The organism is Fictibacillus nanhaiensis (assembly GCF_049537595.1).
Taxonomy (GTDB): domain Bacteria; phylum Bacillota; class Bacilli; order Bacillales; family Fictibacillaceae; genus Fictibacillus; species Fictibacillus nanhaiensis_F.
The window spans coordinates 19,848-37,405 of sequence record NZ_JBMULM010000005.1; the positions used below are offsets into that span (position 1 = coordinate 19,848).

Annotated in this window: 16 protein-coding genes; 5 read left to right on the top strand and 11 right to left on the bottom strand. The window is 40.1% G+C overall.

What is annotated here, in order from left to right; all coding sequences use genetic code 11:
* The first annotated feature begins 9 nt into the window (after positions 1-9).
* Entirely contained in the window at positions 10-507 is a 498-nt protein-coding gene (locus ACOZ9X_RS18135) for a YajQ family cyclic di-GMP-binding protein (RefSeq protein WP_066399173.1), read from the top strand.
* A gap of 57 nt (positions 508-564) precedes the next feature.
* Here ACOZ9X_RS18135 and ACOZ9X_RS18140 read toward each other — a convergent pair whose 3' ends face one another.
* The 5 genes from ACOZ9X_RS18140 to ACOZ9X_RS18160 all read right to left on the bottom strand — a co-directional run bounded on the left by ACOZ9X_RS18140 (position 565) and on the right by ACOZ9X_RS18160 (position 4,274).
* Positions 565-789 carry a hypothetical protein gene (locus ACOZ9X_RS18140; protein ID WP_066399175.1) on the bottom strand — a complete coding sequence of 75 codons (225 nt, stop codon included), beginning with the start codon at positions 787-789 and terminating at the stop codon, positions 565-567.
* A gap of 119 nt (positions 790-908) precedes the next feature.
* Positions 909-1,628, bottom strand: coding sequence for a lysophospholipid acyltransferase family protein (locus ACOZ9X_RS18145; RefSeq protein WP_423419412.1), 720 nt, complete (start codon positions 1,626-1,628; stop codon positions 909-911).
* Between the two features lie 15 nt (positions 1,629-1,643).
* Positions 1,644-2,018 (bottom strand): SLAP domain-containing protein, encoded by a 375-nt coding sequence (locus tag ACOZ9X_RS18150; protein ID WP_423419413.1) that lies wholly within the window; start codon positions 2,016-2,018, stop codon positions 1,644-1,646.
* 111 nt (positions 2,019-2,129) lie between these two features.
* Positions 2,130-2,675: a hypothetical protein gene (locus ACOZ9X_RS18155; RefSeq protein WP_423419414.1), complete on the bottom strand. Its 546-nt coding sequence runs from the start codon at positions 2,673-2,675 to the stop codon at positions 2,130-2,132.
* A gap of 18 nt (positions 2,676-2,693) precedes the next feature.
* Positions 2,694-4,274 (bottom strand): bifunctional metallophosphatase/5'-nucleotidase, encoded by a 1,581-nt coding sequence (locus tag ACOZ9X_RS18160; RefSeq protein ID WP_423419415.1) that lies wholly within the window; start codon positions 4,272-4,274, stop codon positions 2,694-2,696.
* Between the two features lie 272 nt (positions 4,275-4,546).
* On the opposite strand from ACOZ9X_RS18160, the gene ACOZ9X_RS18165 reads away from it, so the two are divergent.
* Complete coding sequence (locus ACOZ9X_RS18165; RefSeq protein WP_423419416.1) at positions 4,547-6,130, top strand: hypothetical protein; 1,584 nt, start codon at positions 4,547-4,549, stop codon at positions 6,128-6,130.
* A gap of 179 nt (positions 6,131-6,309) precedes the next feature.
* On the opposite strand, the gene ACOZ9X_RS18170 is transcribed toward ACOZ9X_RS18165, so the two are convergent.
* From ACOZ9X_RS18170 to ACOZ9X_RS18190, 5 genes are all read right to left on the bottom strand, one after another.
* The gene (locus tag ACOZ9X_RS18170; protein ID WP_423419417.1) at positions 6,310-7,257 is read right to left on the bottom strand and encodes a TIGR03943 family putative permease subunit; all 948 of its coding nucleotides are present in this window, start codon (positions 7,255-7,257) and stop codon (positions 6,310-6,312) included.
* A gap of 18 nt (positions 7,258-7,275) precedes the next feature.
* Positions 7,276-8,289 (bottom strand): permease, encoded by a 1,014-nt coding sequence (locus ACOZ9X_RS18175; RefSeq protein ID WP_423419418.1) that lies wholly within the window; start codon positions 8,287-8,289, stop codon positions 7,276-7,278.
* A gap of 53 nt (positions 8,290-8,342) precedes the next feature.
* Positions 8,343-9,509, bottom strand: a complete 1,167-nt coding sequence (locus tag ACOZ9X_RS18180; protein WP_423419419.1) for an NAD(P)-binding domain-containing protein — start codon at positions 9,507-9,509, stop codon at positions 8,343-8,345.
* 90 nt (positions 9,510-9,599) lie between these two features.
* Positions 9,600-10,469 (bottom strand): NAD(P)-dependent oxidoreductase, encoded by an 870-nt coding sequence (locus tag ACOZ9X_RS18185; RefSeq protein ID WP_423419420.1) that lies wholly within the window; start codon positions 10,467-10,469, stop codon positions 9,600-9,602.
* Positions 10,470-10,531: 62 nt separating this feature from the next.
* Positions 10,532-10,846: a hypothetical protein gene (locus ACOZ9X_RS18190; RefSeq protein WP_423419421.1), complete on the bottom strand. Its 315-nt coding sequence runs from the start codon at positions 10,844-10,846 to the stop codon at positions 10,532-10,534.
* A gap of 434 nt (positions 10,847-11,280) precedes the next feature.
* On the opposite strand from ACOZ9X_RS18190, the gene ACOZ9X_RS18195 reads away from it, so the two are divergent.
* Complete coding sequence (locus tag ACOZ9X_RS18195) at positions 11,281-12,015, top strand: hypothetical protein (RefSeq protein ID WP_423419422.1); 735 nt, start codon at positions 11,281-11,283, stop codon at positions 12,013-12,015.
* Positions 12,016-12,083: 68 nt separating this feature from the next.
* Positions 12,084-13,286 (top strand): hypothetical protein, encoded by a 1,203-nt coding sequence (locus ACOZ9X_RS18200; protein ID WP_423419423.1) that lies wholly within the window; start codon positions 12,084-12,086, stop codon positions 13,284-13,286.
* A gap of 17 nt (positions 13,287-13,303) precedes the next feature.
* Here ACOZ9X_RS18200 and ACOZ9X_RS18205 read toward each other — a convergent pair whose 3' ends face one another.
* Positions 13,304-14,653: an MFS transporter gene (locus tag ACOZ9X_RS18205; RefSeq protein WP_423419424.1), complete on the bottom strand. Its 1,350-nt coding sequence runs from the start codon at positions 14,651-14,653 to the stop codon at positions 13,304-13,306.
* Positions 14,654-15,097: 444 nt separating this feature from the next.
* Between ACOZ9X_RS18205 and ACOZ9X_RS18210 the strand changes: the two genes are divergently transcribed.
* Entirely contained in the window at positions 15,098-17,500 is a 2,403-nt protein-coding gene (locus ACOZ9X_RS18210) for a S8 family serine peptidase (protein WP_423419425.1), read from the top strand.
* Positions 17,501-17,558 lie beyond the last annotated feature (58 nt).

Below are 17,558 nucleotides of genomic sequence, written 5' to 3' on the forward strand. Positions count from 1 at the left end.
TTTCACAAAATGGCTAAAGAAAGTTCATTTGATATCGTTTCACAGGTAGATCTATCAGAAGTAGACAACGCCATCAACATCGCGACAAAAGAAATTACAACTCGTTATGATTTTAAGGGTAGTAAAAGTGAGATCACACTAGACAAATCTAGTGAAGAGCTCGTTTTAGTTTCCGATGACGAGTACAAGCTAGAGCAACTAAAAGACGTTTTGATCACAAAGCTGATCAAACGCGGCGTACCAACTAAAAACTTGGATTACAGCAAAATTGAGCAAGCTTCAGGTGGAACGGTTCGCCAACGCGCTAAACTTGTTACTGGCATCGATAAAGACAACGCAAAGAAAATCAATGTGCTGATCAAAAATTCTGGACTTAAAGTGAAAAGCCAAGTTCAAGATGATCAAGTTCGTGTCACAGCAAAGAGCCGAGACGACCTGCAGCAGATTATTGCACTTGTAAGAGAAGCAAACCTGCCGATCGACGTGCAGTTCATTAATTACAGATAAAAAGGTTCTAACAAAAAGGATGACTCAAAAGCTCTTAGCTCTTGAGTCATCCTCTTTTTATACGGATTTTTTCTGATCAGGTGAATCGAGCAGTTTCATCTGTTCGAGTTCTATCCTCATCTTTTGGGTTTCAATCACATAGTTGTCATGCTTTAAACGTTCAAGTTCTATCTCGTCTTGTAGCATCTTATGTTTAAGTTTCGTCTGTTGTTGAAAATGACCTAGTACGATTGCAATAATGGGAATTGAGAATATCATAATGACTGTAATTGTTCCTGTCATGGTATTCCTCCTAGAAATTATTACCTTCTATCCCAATAATAACAAATATTCATGCTGTTCGTACAGGTTAATCGGTAGGCTGTTTTCGTCAACATTCGCACTTCATTAAAAAAATAATCTTAACAGACAGCTTCTTTTACACCGTTTTTAATAATTTCCTCTGACAATCTAGCCAATTCTTTAGCGTCTTGATGCTGTTCTGGATAGATCGGCGGATGAACGGTAAGATGAACTTCCGCTGGCTTTATCCAAAATCCTTGTTGTTCCATAATTTTATAGGAACCGTTGATCGTAACTGGAATGATCGGAACGCCGGATTTAGTCGCTAACTTGAAGCTTCCCGCTTTAAACTCTGACATATCGTCACCTTTACTTCTCGTTCCTTCAGGAAAAATAACAAGAGATGTTCCATTTTTCAGCAGTTTAGCTCCCTCATTGATCGCTTGCACAGACTGCCTTACATTCTTACGATCCATGAACAAACAGTTCAACTGCTCCATCCACGTCCCTATGAAAGGCATCTTCTTGACCTCGATCTTCGAGATGAAGGCTTTCGGTTTCTGGATATAGCCTAAAAGAATCGGAATATCGAAGTTACCTTGATGATTGCTGACAAAAAGAACAGCTGTATCTTTCGGAATATGTTCCTCACCACTCACCGATACTCGCGTTCCACTAAGCTTAACGAGCGAAGTTGACCACTCTTTTACTTTTTGATCAACCAACCGGTCACGCTCTTCTATCTTTCCGGCATTATAAAACTTTTTTACACGGTTTAATGAGGGGATCAACTTTAATAAAATTCCCCAAAAATAAATAAACCAAATAATCGTTCTCACACGTTTTCCCCCGCTTTATATGATAATTAATTTTCCTAACTCTCGAGATGGCTGTTTTCTTAGTGATGCTGCTGGAAAAATAAACGTCCATGGCATACTTGTTTCAGCAGGAACTTCCAACGTATAACGGGAATCCATCTCACCAATCGTATGCTCCTCTTCTGTATACAGCACTTTTTTGCCGATTAAAGAGAAAGGCTCTGTTGAATAGTTATTTACAAGCACCATCACTAAAAATTCTTCTCTATGGTTATAAGCTGTTTTCAAAATGACAGCCTGCTGTCTCACAAGTTCATCTGATTGCAACTCAGAAAAGACCCGTTCTATCTCTTCTCTGTCTTGGCGGGCTATAGTCTTGTCCCATGCAGATTCAAACTCCAGTTTTTGCAAGATTATCCCCTCCTTTGAACCATATTATCATATTTTATTACAAACCACTGAATTCCAAACAATAAGCCGCAAGAGCTCAATCACTCCACGGCTTCATTTTCTTATATATAATTATTCAAAAACAGAACTTGCTGCTTCGATGAGCTTCGTTCTCTCCGCTTTTCTGTCTGTACCTTCCTTTATTAAGTACTCCATTCTATAGAATAAACCATCCTTTTTCCAAGCAAGGATAGGAAGATCATTACTGCCTGAAAAATAAGCATCCGTTCCATCACTAAGCTCCACTTCGTCTTTCGTTTCTAACTTCTCGGTCTTTGGCAAAAAATTGGATACTCGATAAGCTAAATATACATTCTGCCCTTGTTGTTTCGGATAAAAAACAGAATCTACAAGGATATTCCGTTTTTCACCCCAATCTGAGATCTGATAGGTTGAAAGAGCGACTTTAAACGGCAAGCGATCAGGCAATTCCAGTGAGAACGGAACAGCTTTAAGTGTTTCTTTCTTAGAAACTTGGTCGTAATAACGAGGATAAGCACCTTTTGGATGGTCTTGCACTGTTAAGTTTTTATCGTTCAGCGTTCTTTTTTCTTCACTCGAACACCCAGTAAGCAAAATTGCTATGATTATGAATACGAACCAACTCCACTTTTTCATCCGCTTCACCCGCTTCTCTTATTTTTTTAAGAAAGATGAAACCTGAACACGCCAATTGTGATCGCACGTTGCTTGTATCGTTCCTCTATTTAAAATATAGTTTGCCATCAGTTCTGACATATCGATCGGAATATCCTTCACCACGCGTTTTCCCTTAAACATAGGATAATCACCGCCTCCACCTGCACGATAGTTGTTCATAACTACTTTGTATAAGGAGTCGTATTCAATCGGTTTTCCTTTATACTGTAAAGTCACAATTCGGTGTCCGATCGACTTTGAGAGGTCAATCGTGTAATCAATACCCTCCCACATGTCATAGTTGTAATGCTGAGGCTTCGGAATCGAAAACGCTGGGTTGATCACCGGATCGCCCGCTTCGTTCACAGAAAAATAAGAAGCTGATCGCTCTAATGCTTCCTTCATATCTCGCCCTGTAATCTCAATCACTTTTAACGTGTTTGGGTACACATAGTTTGAAACAATATCGCGCATCGTTATATGTTTTGAAAATCCTTTGGAATGATCATCGAATAGAGCAGTACTTGAAATATCTACACCTGCTGCATCCATCTGCACTTTATTGATGAATTCAATAAACGGATGATCAAGTAGCCTCGCTAACATCGGATCAATAATCGTCATATCTCCATCTACTTGTCCTAATGGTTGATCCAGCCATTTCTGTGTTTGACGTTCATAAGGCTGAATAAGATCCAGCACCTGTTGATCAGGTTCGTAGTCACTCACAGAAAGTAGTTTTGCTTCTTTATTCTTCACTTTCCATGAATCACCCTCACCATGGACCTTTACTTCTACATACCCTAGCTCAGTTCCTTGTGTTCCAGGCATAATGACCGTCACACCGTTCACTTCACCTTCAAGCATGCGATGCTGATGACCTGTTAAAAGCACATCGATCCCTTCGACCTCCATACAGAGCTGGTATGCTTGGTTCTCTTTCGTGAGCGATTCCGTCGGTTTCCCTGTTCTGAGCGCTCTCTCAAACCCACCATGATAAGAAACGATCATGACATCTGATTTCGACCGCAAATAAGGAACCCATTTCTTTGCCGTTTCCACCGCATCTAGAAAGGAAAGACCTTTAATATGATCAGGATTCTCCCAGTTCGGTACATATTGGGTTGTTAATCCTAAGAGCGCTACTTTTATTCCACACTCAAATGTTTTGATCACATAAGGTTGTCCAAATACCGGTTTCTCTGTTCCTTGATGTACGATATTAGCCGAAAGCCATGGAAATCTAGATTCTTTAATCGTCTTATATAGATAAGGAAGACCATAATTAAACTCATGATTTCCTATTATCGCAGCATCATAATTCAGTTCATTTAATACATGAACCATCGGATTCACATCACTTTGATCTGCTTTTGCGTGATAGTAAGTGAGTGGCGTTCCTTGGATGAGGTCTCCATTATCGATAAGGAAGGTATTGAGGTGGTTAGACATGTTTTCTTTTATTAGTGCTGCCGTTTTTGCCAACCCTATATCTGCTTTTTCATTATTAGCGTACGTTAACGGGAGAACATAGCCGTGAATATCGCTTGTCACATAAATATGAATGGATTGTTCCATGCCTTCTCCACCTTCTTCATTAATCGTTCGTAATCCAAATTATACCATCAGTTTCTATCTATCACTTTAAAAATTCGTTGATGATATTCGACAATATTTCCAGGGCAATGAATGTTATTCTACTAAAACTTACATAGAATTCTTAAAAATCATTCCGTTTCATTCAACAAAATTTTTTGTGAAAAAATTGAAAAATTTTTACAGGGGAATACGTCTAATATATCGAATAGTATTATTTTGTCGTTTTATTGAAAATAGGGGGATTTATCATCATGAATACGAATGTAAAAACAAAAAAGAAAAAGAAAAGAAATCAATCCAATTACAGAGCTTTATTACTTCCTTTTGCAGTCGCTTTGATCCTAATCGGAGCAGTGATCTGGAATAACGTCCGTCAAGAGACGAAGCTTCCCGATCCTGATTGGAGCCGATCGATAAGCACACCGGCTCAATCCATTAGTGCTGAACCAACCGTAATAAAAAAAGAGAATCAATATTATGCTTATACTCATCAAAAAGACGGTTTACAGGTGACAACTTTAGACGAAAAGCTAAATCTAGTCTCTGAAAAAAAAGAGAATCTTCCTCTGGATGAAAGAGCGAACTATTGGACAAACGGGAAACAGATTGCATTTATCTCTCGTGGTGAGCTCATTCTGTATGAAGATGGAAAGCAAACAGTCATAGATAAAGATGTAGATCTTTTAGCTGATGCAAAAGATCGATTTGCTTATTCAAAAGGTAATGAAGTTTTTGTTTACAATCCTGAAGATGGAAAGAGTCAATCTATCTTCAAAGCTAAAGAAAAGCTATCAGAATTATCAGGTCACCCAGCATCTCAATCATTTATCCTGACTGTTGGTGAAAAAGTAGAAATGGAAGCTTTTTACTTAAGAGAAGCTGATGGAAGATATAGCGCTCAATCTATTACGCGATACAGCAAAACGCCTACAGATAAGATCTATAACTTCCGCTTTGCTGAAGCTGATGATCAAGTTCATTTTATGTATACCTTTTATTCTTCTAAGCAAGGAACGAAGACGTTTAAAACGTTTTACGGTGCGGCACCAAAGGATCAGCTTACAGCAATCGATTTTAGCACGGTTAAGTTATACAGCTCAGAGCTTGGTTATGAGATCGAAAACCCATCTTATCAGCAGTTGAACGTAGAAAACAACAAACCTATCATTCTATTTGCAGCGAAAGGTCCAATTTCTACTAAAAAGGAAGCGGGCAACATCTATAAAGCAACCTTAAATGACGACAAGTGGGAATCAGCACGAATCAGTACAACGAGTGATTTTTCCATTTATCCGTTACAGGTGGATGAAAAGACGATTGCTTGGTTAAAAGCAGAATCTGTCAGTGATTATAAACTTTATTTAGCAAGCAAAGATTCAGAGATTAAGAGTGCGAGTGAGAAAATGGGGAAGGAAGATTTATATACCGCCACTTTTGACGCGTTTACAGCTTTCATTGTATCGTTCATCGCTATGACAAACGCATTCATTTGGGTAGTGCCGTCTGTCTTGTTCTTAGGCATCCTCTATTTTGTACGAATCGACGTTATTGAGGATGAAAAGCCTTGGGCGAAATGGACGGCAATCGTGCTATTCGTGATCACTCAGCTTTATGTCATTCAGTCTCTGTTCAACAACACATTCTATACACTAGCACCAAAGTACCTTACCTTTACCGGCAGCTCATTCATCATTCCTATGATCGTTTCCGCGATAGCACTGTGGGTGATGCAAGTAGCTAGAGATAAAGATTGGGGATTGTTTGCACAAGTCTCTTATTTTATCGGACTTACCGTGTTGTTCGAACTCTTTGTTGTTGGGACCTATGTTTACTAAGGGATTGTCCCTCATTAATTAGGGGATTGACGGGATAATCTGTCCGATCTGAATGTAAATCTGTCTATTTCATGTAATAATCTGTCCGATTGTAGAGATAATCTGTCCAATCTATTTTGCTTTAAGTTCAGAGAAAAAAGGACCCTGTTGAAGGGTCCTTTTAACGTTGTCCTTGTATATTAATAAGCTCCCAAACTCTCAGGGCTCGGATACACGTACGGATCTTTAATTGGCTTAATTTTTTCTAGAGACTTGACCTGCACTAATGGCAGACGGACTTTGTTTAACTCTGTTTCGTCGATGGTTCCTGTTACGGTATACCATTCATCCGCTTTAAGTTTGGATACGCCATCCCCTTCAATGATGGTTCCATATACCACGGCATCTGCACTGCAGCAGTTCATTGAAAAGCGCGCAATAACGGCTTGATTTTCACTCATTCCGTCTTCACGATATACGAATCCTGTAGTCTCAATTTCTTTTCCTTTGAACTCGTCCAGGTAGATATCCAAAACAGTCATCGTATCGAGATAGTGATCAGATGTTACTTTCACTTTATCCTTCGCTAACTGTTCTTTTCCGAACTTTTTATAATATGCCGTAACATCAACAGTTTCGACCGGATTTTCTTCCTTGACGTTCTTTTCCATCTCTTTAATATAACCTTCTGGATCATCTAAATAGGCTTCCACATCAATATTCTGTGTAGTGGTTACCTTACCGTCATCCGTTTTCTGAGCTGGTTTAGCATACAGTCCCGTTCCGTAACGAATACCACGCTTTTCCGCGACTGAGCTGTCCATCGCTTTTTCAGGGATCATGAATCCTGTAAGAAGAGGAATCACAAAGATCATATAGATCAAGAAATGCTTGAGCGGCCTTCCCTTTGGTGTATGATCCACACCACATCCACATGCATCATCATGCTGTTCATCGGATCGTCTAAAGAACTGCATCACACCTAAAATCCCTAAGATGCCGATCGCAAAATAGACAAAGATATGCATTTTCGGTGCTACATAATAATTCAGCTTTCCTGTTGTGATTAATCCGATAAGCAGGAGCATGAAACCGATTAAGATGATACCCCTTAAATACGTATGAAAATCACGATTCTCTTTGTTCATCGTATCCTACCTCCCTTTCTATACCACAAATTGATACACCATCGTTACAGCAAATACAGTCAGCGTTATTAGTCCCATTAACACAAATACAAAGCGCGTTTTAAAATAAGCAAACATCATAAGCATGTTCTTCACATCAAGCATCGGACCGTATACCAAGAACGCGATGATCGAACCTACTGTAAACGTGCTTCCGAATGATGCTGCGATAAAGGCATCCGCCTCTGAACAAATGGATAACAAGAAAGCAAGACCCATCATTAATCCTGTAGATGACCACTCATTCCCACCAAGCGCCAATAGATCATTACGATTGATAAATACTTGGAACATACTCGCTAAAAACGCACCAAAAATCAGGAACTTCCCCGTATCGAAGAACTCATCAGATGCGTGATACACCGTTTGTTTCCAACGACTCATCGTAATACCATGGGAATGATCATGAGCGCCATGTTCTATGTGTGATCTGAGTTGATCTTTATTGCGAAAAGCCCAATATACGATCAACCCAATAATGATTGCCACAAGAAGTGCCAGTCCAATTCTGCCATATACGACTGCCATATTGTTACGGAACGCATAAAAAGTGGATAGAATAACGACTGGGTTTACGATTGGTACGGTTAATAAGAAAACCGTTCCAAGGTGTAGCGGAAGTCCTTTTTTAATCAAGCGTCTTACGACAGGTATGATTGCACACTCGCAGACAGGAAAGATAATTCCCATGAACAGAACGACACCGATACCTAAGAATGGATTTTTAGGAATCAACCGTTGAATATGCTGTTCTGTTACAAAAGTCTGGATTAAAGCCGAAACAAAAACTCCTAATAAAATAAAAGGAACTGCTTCTATTAAAATACTTAAAAATACCGTGTTCACATGCATGATGGAACTTGGTAAGTTATCAAATACAGAATCATTTTTTATTTCTTCCATAAATAGAAAAGAAATAATAAAGATAGCCAGCAATAAAAGCCCTATCATTTCTTTTCTTACCACATCTTTTTTTGTGGAATACGCACCCATATTCTCACCTCTTTTTCTAATCTATGAAATGAGCTATTTTTTATGATAGATACTCATATAGCTCTTACTATTCTTTCTGTTGCTCTTCTAGCACCTGCAATATTCCTCGATACTGGACCGATCTCAAGCTCTGCTAATGGGCCCATAACAAACAGCCCCTGATCCCACTCTAACGTTTCAGGGCTAACAATTGGATAACCACATTTAGCACACTTTAAGTTTTCGTGTTGTATTACATTTTTTAGCCAGTGAATTCCTGGGGGTGTTGAATGAAATCCTGTAGCCAGAAGGACGGTTTTTGCTTCATACCTTTCTCCGGATTGGAAGACCAACTCATTGCAACTCGTACAATACGATTGTACCTCTTCTTTTAACAGCTTTATTTTACCGTTTTTCTCCGCGGATTTTAACCCTAAATAAAGTTCTTTTGTGACAGAACCTTTATGTCTTGCTTCTACAATGCTCTTTCTTCTCATGGAATAGTCTTTTATTTGATTAAACTTATCCATGTACATCGGACCTTGCCACCCAGGATCAGAATCGAAGGTATGAACTTCTAAGTCTTTTCTATAAATTAACGAAACGTTCCCAGGATATTTTTCTGCCAGAGAAAGAGCAAGATGGGCAGCAGATATTCCTCCTCCAATAATTGAAACGGGAACAGAGCACGAATCAAGATCAGGCGTTTCTTTTTGAAAGATATGATGAATTTGAGCACCGCTTGAATTCGCATCTTCTGCCCATTTCGGCCAAAAAGGATGTTCTCTTAATCCCATGGCTAGAACAAGGTTTTCCGCTTCCACAACTTCACCTTTCTCTGTCTGAACAGTCCAGTAGCCTTGCTTTTTTTCTATGCCATTTACAGAAGCCTGTTTCCAGCAACTCTCTATATCTAGATCACGAATTAATGTTTCGCAATGCTCGTTAAACATCTCTAGAGACGGACGGTCATAATAACCATAAAAATGACTAACCTTATGATAGCCTTCTTTCTTAGAAAATTTCTCGAGAGAAAAAGGATTGACATCAAGGTGATGCACTGACGGTGACCGTAAGAAAGGCATCGAGATCAAATCTGTGCATTCTCTCCAATTATTAAGTGGCTTGTTATTTTTATCTATAATTATCAGTTCATGATTATCGAGCTTTTTCATTTTTAATAGATGAATGGCTAGCGTACAACCTTGTATACCCCCACCAACAATAATCATTTTTTTCATATAGTAATAACTCCTTAATTTTAGTCAGTTCCATATATTAAATCGTAATTATTACGTTTTGTAAAGAGCAAAAAAGAAAACCAAGGTGAATTACCCTTGGTTTGCTAAGCGTTTATATAATGCATGTGTTCCGCTATCTTCTTCACCCATCTCAGCAAGCTCATCGTATAGCTTTTTCGCGAGTTGTAATCCTGGTGTCAATAAGCCCATCTCTTCAGCTGATTTCAATGCGATGTTCATATCTTTTATAAAATGTTTTACGTAAAAGCCAGGAGCAAAATCTCCTTTTAGAATCCTTGGTCCAAGATTGCTGAGGTTCCAGCTTCCTGCAGCACCATATTCGATACTCTTCAGTACGTTCTCTGGGTCTAATCCCGCTTTTTCCGCATAAAGAATCGCTTCGCAAACACCCATCATACCTGAGGCGATCGCAATCTGATTGCACATTTTCGTATGCTGACCAGATCCAGCTTTTCCTTGATAAACAACGTTCGTACCCATTTTAGAGAAAATCGGCTCCATATCGTGGAATGCGGACTCTGAACCACCTACCATGATAGATAGTTTAGCATCTCTCGCACCGATATCCCCGCCAGAAACAGGTGCATCAAGCGTAGCAATATTCCGTTCAGCTGCCGTTCGTTCAATTTTTTGTGCCAGCTGTGGACTAGAAGTTGTCATATCGATTAAATAAGAACCTTCCTTTGCGTGTGCAACTAACCCTTCTGCACCTAGGTAGACTTCTTCTACATCTTTCGGATAGCCTACCATCGTGATAATCACATCACAGTTTTGAGCGATTTCTTTTGGTGTGTCTGCCCATCTAGCTCCTTTTTCAAGAAGATCTTCTGCTTTTGCTTTCGTTCTTGTATAAACATGGACTGGATAACCTGCTTTCATCAAGTGACCGGCCATGCTTTTTCCCATTACACCTGTTCCGATAAATCCAACACTTTGCAAATTTCCTCACTCCTTTCACCCATTATAACGAAGAACAACGAAAATAAAAAAGACACCGCTTATTAAGCGATGACCTCCCCTTGAAGAATGCGTTCGATCTTTAGTTGAGCGAGCTCATAATCCATATCTAGATTCGTTAACATCGATAACATGTCATCGTTCGAATGCTTTTTAAAAAGTTGGTATAAGTTCGGTTTTCTTTTCTTGATCATGGTCATCATCTCAATAGTAGGCAATGTTCTGCCGGTTGGTTTAATACGTAAAAAAGAGCGGATGTATTGTGTGAAAGCGGGTATAGCCTCTACAGTGTCTGGTAGTGTGTCTAATAGCTCCTGAAGCTTCAATAATGAATCAATCAGTTCTTTGTTTCTTTCCACGAATTCGTCCCTCATCTTTCTCCGAAATTGTGTTACATTGTTAAAGTTTCGCCTGTTTAGGCATTCATAATATGTATCGGCTGTTTCAAAAAAAGTTTAATGAGGGTCTGACCCCACACAATTTATTTCCCGCACTCATTTACTCCACAGCTCTTAAGAGAATACTCCATTTATGATCATTCATTCTCATCTTTTTAAAATCTCGTTACTACAGGAACCTCCCATGCATCCAATCTTACTAGTGTTCCTCAATACCTTTTGACCTGTTTCTCCTCCTTTTATGTGCAGCACGCGCAGTCCTTTAGGTGTATCTTTCATTTCCCTCATAAGTCCACCCTACTGTTTATTCGTTTTCTTATTTACGCACCTGTATATAAATGGTAAATTGAACATGTCGACAAAGGGGTCCCGTATTACGGCAGGAGGTTTGGAATATGAAAAAACATCTAGTTACTAGTGTTTTAGCATTCTGTCTCGCAGCTTTTTCGGTACCAAGTGCTTTTGCTCAAGATCAGATTTCCTTTAAAAATGAAATTTTAAGGATGCAGCCGGATTTAACATCAGCTGAGTTGCTTTCTAGCGTTCAGGCTATCGCAAAGAACACCGGCGATACAGAGAAAGCTCTTCTTAAACAAATCTACGAAGAATTGAAACATGATCAAACAAAGAGCAAGGAAGAAAAGCAACAGAGCGGTAAAGTCGGTACGATGGGTAGCAGCGGAGGAACCGTTTCTGTTGGACCTAGTTCCAAAGGAAACTTCTATTACACCGCATCTCAAACGGCCTACATGAACCATGGACACGTGGGCATGTACTACTCAAGCGACGTCATTGTTGAATCTGTTCCTGAAACAGGTGTACGGACGATCTCAACCACTCTACGAAAAGTGGATCAAGGAGATGCACAAGTAAAATCGATTACAACAAGCTCCACAAACCGTAATAATGCTGCAAACTGGGCATTCAGCCGCGTAGGCATTGACGCATATTCTTATAACTTCGTGACCAACCGAACAACTTCACATATTGGTGATAAGAATTGCTCCAAACTGGTATGGTCGGCCTTTAAATTAAATGGAAACTTAGATTTAGACGTAGATGGCGGGTTAGGAGTCTATCCTCGGGATGTCCGGGATGCGCCTGGCACACAGCTTGTTCGGAATATATAAAAATAATAGGGCAATAAGGACGTAGAACTACGAACTTATTGCCTTGTTTTTATAAGAAGGTGATTACAGTGAAAAAAATAATCTTCTTTTCATTATTGATTACTTTAACCGGTGGATTTTTATATAAAATATACTCGGGTCAGAATCTCAGCGCTTCTCTTTCTATTGAGAATGAAGCAATCAAGAAAGAAAAATTTTTAAATGATAAGAAAGCTGTACTCTATTTTTCAACAACAGCGGATCAAGACATGGATGGAAAAGGAATAAGTCTTGCCGTTTTTATTAACGACAAAGGTGAAGCGGATGCATTTAAGATGAAAGGCTTAGAACTCGGCAGTGTAGCTGCAAGTCAAAATGAAGTTTTGTTAGTCGATAAAAATAAAATTCGTCTAGTCGGAGACACGTATAAAGAGTTTGGTATGAATAAATCCCAGTATACGGGTGAAAGAACAGGATACTTGGAGAAAGAAAAATTGTACTTTACTGTTTTCAATACAGGTGTAGGTGCTAACGGCGGGTATGATTCAAATATTCTTTATGGTAACAAGGAAGGCTTTCATAAAGAAAACATTCCCCATTACATTGCCGCTTCAGGATTAGATCAAGATGAAATCGTTGTGTTAACTCAAGATAATCAAAAGGAAGAGTTTCATATCAGAAAAGTGAAGTTGTCAAAGGACGAGATGACGACTCAAGATATTCTAAAAGTTAACCATTCGAAAGAAACTGATTTTAGCAGCATGTCTCCAATCTTAAGCGACGATTTGTTTTACTATTTTGTGGGACAAAAAACGCTAGGAGAAGTCACAGAAACAATGGATTCAGATATTGTGCTGTATCGGATCAATAAAAAAACGCAGGCACAGGATGAGTTCATCATTTCTTCTTATAGAAATGAAAGGAATATCACAGCGCACTACCCATTCAATATAAAAAACTCCGCTCACTTATATAACAACGTTTTTTACTATGCAAACGGCCTTGGTGAGGTATTTGCTTTTGACACGAAAACCGAGAAAGTAAGTAAAAAATTCACCATGAAAAACGTTAGAAAAGACGGAGTGAGACATAACGAGGAGCTTTTCTATAAAGACGACAACCTTTACGTCGTAAGACATGACGAAAAACTGAAAGAAAAATATTACATTGAACACTATTCCTTAACCGAAGGAAAGAAGAAAGAGAATATTAAAATCAATGGTTTAAACGACATCCTCAAATCAATCAAAGGCAAGTCTATCTATTCCTATGACTTTAAGATGCTGAAATAAAAAATGTGAGTCTAGAACTATTCAAGTTCCAGGCTCACATTTCTTTTTATCTTCACTCGATAGATTACAATTGCGATAACGACGAGAATGGTATAGACGATAAACACGTTACGATAGATAGCTTCTAACGGGATGCCTTGCTGTCCCTCGATTAAAAGCCCCGCAACGGCTACACCGAGCGCGCCACCAAAAAATTGAACAAGCTGAAGCATACCCATTCCAGATCCAACTTCATCCTCGCTTAAGATTCTAGAATTTTCATTAGCCAAGCTTGACGTTAAGCTAGAAAACCCGATACTCGTAAACATGTAAAAGATTGCTGTCAGATAAAATGCCTTTGTTGCAAAAAGAGAAAACAGCACAACGGACAACAGCAGTGCCACAAGTCCCGTTCGCATGACAGGCAGATTTCCAAATCGATCAATCCATCGTCCAACATAAATGGCTGCGAACGCGGAAAGCATAGCACCTGGAAAGATAACAAATCCGATCGTAGCTGGTTCTTTTCCGAATAAGTTCGACAACATGACGGGCATCACGAACAACAGCGCGAAATGGGTCATGAACGCGATAAGTCCGATCATTAAGAGTGACACATACAGTGTGTTCTTAAACAAACTCACACGAATAAATGGATCTTCCTTTTTCTTTGAATAAAATACGAGTGTGCCAAAGAATAGTACACTCAAGCCCAACAAGTACCAAGAAAATGAAGAAAGATAGAGTAATAACGAGGTTACGCCACCACCCGTTAACAATGCGCCAACAAAATCGAACGAACCTTCCCTTTTTTGTTCAACAGGCAGATACACCTTAAATACTGGCAGCAACAGCAACACGAGACCTGTTACGATGAAAAGAAAATTCCAACCTAACAATTGTGTAATACCGCCTCCGATTACAGGCCCTAACCCGAAACCAAGAGACGCCGCTGATGAGATCAACGACATGGCACGCCCTCTTCTTGAAATCGGAATATACCTTGTGGCAAGCACCATGCCTAGCCCTGGAACCGCACCTGCTCCCATTGCCTGAACCATACGACTGATCAATACAAACTCAAAACTATTTGAAAAATACCCGATGATGGAGGCGAGTCCTAAGATGATGACACCTGTAAATAACAATCTTCCAATCGGTATAAAATCTGATAATCTACTGAATGTGATCGTCGATAAGGCAAACACGATCGAATAGCCTGAAACAATCCATGACCCTGCAGTAGGACTCAGATCAAATTGAGAAATAACACTCGGCAATGCCACATTGAACATCGTGGTGTTCATGACCACAAGCCATACAGTTAGGCTCCATAATGGAATAATCCGGTTCTCCTGAATCGTCCCATACCCTTCCTCTTTAGCCATTCGTTCACCTTCTTTCTCTAAGCCTGTTTCCGTATACGATGTTGCCCTTGAAAGTAGTTGACCTCCGTTTCAGGTGCTCGCTTTCCGGGGGGCGTGCGGTGAGCCACCTCGACGCTTTGCGCCCTTAGTTGTCTCACCTGTCCCGCTGATCCCCCAGGAGTCTGCCACCTTACACTACAATCAACTTGTCATGGATGTTCTTAATAGTAAAGTCATAAGCAACATTCTTTTAATATACAGCTTTCTCTAAAAAACAATATTCCTATCTTATCATGGGCCTAAAGAATTAGCGTTACGATTTGCTCATAAAGTTTTCAGACCAAATGACCAAAGTCTAAATTTCCAATATAAGGACTTATTATCTGTTTTTACCATATGACCAAGGAATTAAAACACACCCATAGAATATTACCTTGATATTAAAAATAAGGGGTGTACGCTTGAATGAAAAGCTTTTTACGCAAGACATCTAGCTTCACATTAGCATGTACGTTTGTTTTTTCTGCTTTTTCTGGTGTATCTGCTGCTCCATCTTCAAACAATTCAGAGCCAGAACTAGCAACACTTTACGGGAAGTACAATCTAAACTCTTCTCATGTTACAAAAGTAATGGTTGAATTAAAAGAACCATCTGTACTAGAAGCAAAAAAGAAGGGCCAAAAACAAACGAAAGCAAACTTGAAATCCAAACGTGAAGCAGTGGTGAAGGAAATCTCCACACGCTCCAAAACATATAAAGTAAAAAATGAGTACGATCATGTTTTCTCTGGGTTTTCACTAGAGATTGCAGCAAACGAAATCCCAAACCTTTTATCAACGCCCGGTGTAAAAGCCGTTTATCCTGATGTTGAATACCACACAACAGGTGATGACATGGGTGACCAATCATTCGATGATGTTTCGCCTCAAATGATGAATTCAGCGCCTTTTATCGGTGCCAACCAAGCTTGGGAATCCGGCTATACGGGAGAAGGTGTGACGGTTGCCGTTATTGATACGGGAGTGGACTATACACACATGGATTTGGATCAAGCATTCGGTGACTATAAAGGATATGATTTTGTTGATAATGATAACGATCCACAAGAAACGCCTAAAGGCGATCCAAGAGGAGCTGAAACTACTCATGGCACGCACGTAGCGGGTACTGTTGCGGCAGATGGCGGCATTAAAGGTGTAGCACCTGATGCCACTTTATTAGCGTACCGCGTATTAGGACCTGGAGGCAGCGGCTCGACTGAGAACGTAATTGCCGGGATTGAAAAAGCAGTAGAAGACGGCGCAGATGTTATGAACTTATCTCTTGGAAACTCGTTAAACAACCCTGATTGGGCAACGAGTATTGCACTTGATCAAGCGATGTCTGACGGCGTTGTAGCGGTAACGTCTAACGGAAACAGCGGACCAAACAACTGGACGGTCGGCTCACCGGGTACGTCTAGAGAAGCGATTTCTGTCGGAGCTACACAGCTTCCATATAACGTATATGCAGCTACATTAAAAGCAGGGAATGCTAGTTTTTCATCCGCAAAAGTAATGGGCTTTCCGTCTGAAGAATCCGTTTTAGCACTTAACGGAAAAACGTTGCCAATCGTCGATGTTGGCTTAGCCGGAACAGCTGACTTTGCAGGAAAAGATGTAGCAGGAAAGCTCGTTTTAGCACAACGCGGTACGTATGCGTTTGTAGACAAAGCAACGAATGCAAAGAACGCTGGCGCCATCGGAATGGTCATCTACAACAACGTTGCGGGCGAGATCGTAGATGTGCCTGGAATGGCAGTACCAACCATCAAGCTAACGAATGCTGAGGGCGTTCAACTTAAAAGCTTATTAAGTTCTAATCCAAACACAACAGTAACGCTCGGTACCAAGTTTGATAAACAGGTCGGTGAATTGATGGCTGACTTCTCCTCCCGAGGTCCTGTAATGGATACGTGGATGATCAAACCAGATGTTTCTGCACCTGGCGTAAACATCGTAAGTACTGTACCGACTCATGACCCTGCAAATCCGCATGGCTACGGCGCGAAGCAAGGAACAAGTATGGCATCGCCACATGTTGCAGGTGCTGCTGCTCTTTTATTAGAAGCACATCCGGACTGGGGTGTTGACGATATTAAAGCCGCTCTTATGAATACAGCGGAAGATTTATATGATGCTAACGGAAAGCTTTACCCGCATAATACGCAAGGAGCTGGAAGCATCCGTGTAGTTGAAGCGATCGAAACAGAAACACTCGTATCTCCTGGCAGCCATTCGTTTGGTGTCTTCTCTAAAAAGAAAGGCAAGGAAGTTAGAGGCGAACACTTTACGATTAAGAATTTAAGCAACACGTCAAAAGATTATTCTTTTGACGTAGATCTTGAAGGCGTAAAAGTAACGACAAGCAAGAATTTGAAGATCAAAGGTAACAGCTCAAAAGACGTTAAGTTTAATGTACAAGTGGACGCTTCTAAGTTGGCAGCTGGCTACCATGAAGGAACGATTACCATCAATGACGGAAGCAACGAAGTAGTTGTGCCGACAATTCTATTTGTACAAGAGCCTGACTTCCCTTCGATCACGAGCATCAGCGCTACAGCATTAGGAAATAATGCATTCACTTTTTCAGCTTACTTCCCAGCTGAAGCCGACAAAGTCGATCTGTTTCTATACGACAGCAACCTGACGAAAGAAATCGCTCTGATCGGCAGCTACGAAGATGTTCCAAAACAGTATAACGATTTTCAGTGGGACGGAAAAATCTCAGGACAGGCTGTCGCACCAGGTAAATACCGTGTTGTCGCATTTGCGGCCAAAGGAGATAAGCTCGACAGTCGTTACACAGATGTTATTACGCTTCAATAAAAGGAATCCCTTACCGAGCTTTCGGTAAGGGATTTTTATTTATGAGTACCGTTAAATG

Bases quoted from the DNA above. Each gene is read 5' to 3' on its own strand.
- ACOZ9X_RS18135 (WP_066399173.1), top strand. From the start codon at position 10: ATGGCTAAAGAAAGTTCATTTGATATCGTTTCACAGGTAGATCTATCA.
- ACOZ9X_RS18140 (WP_066399175.1), bottom strand. From the start codon at position 789: ATGACAGGAACAATTACAGTCATTATGATATTCTCAATTCCCATTATT.
- ACOZ9X_RS18155 (WP_423419414.1), bottom strand. From the start codon at position 2,675: ATGAAAAAGTGGAGTTGGTTCGTATTCATAATCATAGCAATTTTGCTT.
- ACOZ9X_RS18160 (WP_423419415.1), bottom strand. From the start codon at position 4,274: ATGGAACAATCCATTCATATTTATGTGACAAGCGATATTCACGGCTAT.
- ACOZ9X_RS18165 (WP_423419416.1), top strand. From the start codon at position 4,547: ATGAATACGAATGTAAAAACAAAAAAGAAAAAGAAAAGAAATCAATCC.
- ACOZ9X_RS18170 (WP_423419417.1), bottom strand. From the start codon at position 7,257: ATGAACAAAGAGAATCGTGATTTTCATACGTATTTAAGGGGTATCATC.
- ACOZ9X_RS18175 (WP_423419418.1), bottom strand. From the start codon at position 8,289: ATGGGTGCGTATTCCACAAAAAAAGATGTGGTAAGAAAAGAAATGATA.
- ACOZ9X_RS18180 (WP_423419419.1), bottom strand. From the start codon at position 9,509: ATGAAAAAAATGATTATTGTTGGTGGGGGTATACAAGGTTGTACGCTA.
- ACOZ9X_RS18195 (WP_423419422.1), top strand. From the start codon at position 11,281: ATGAAAAAACATCTAGTTACTAGTGTTTTAGCATTCTGTCTCGCAGCT.
- ACOZ9X_RS18205 (WP_423419424.1), bottom strand. From the start codon at position 14,653: ATGGCTAAAGAGGAAGGGTATGGGACGATTCAGGAGAACCGGATTATT.
- ACOZ9X_RS18210 (WP_423419425.1), top strand. From the start codon at position 15,098: ATGAAAAGCTTTTTACGCAAGACATCTAGCTTCACATTAGCATGTACG.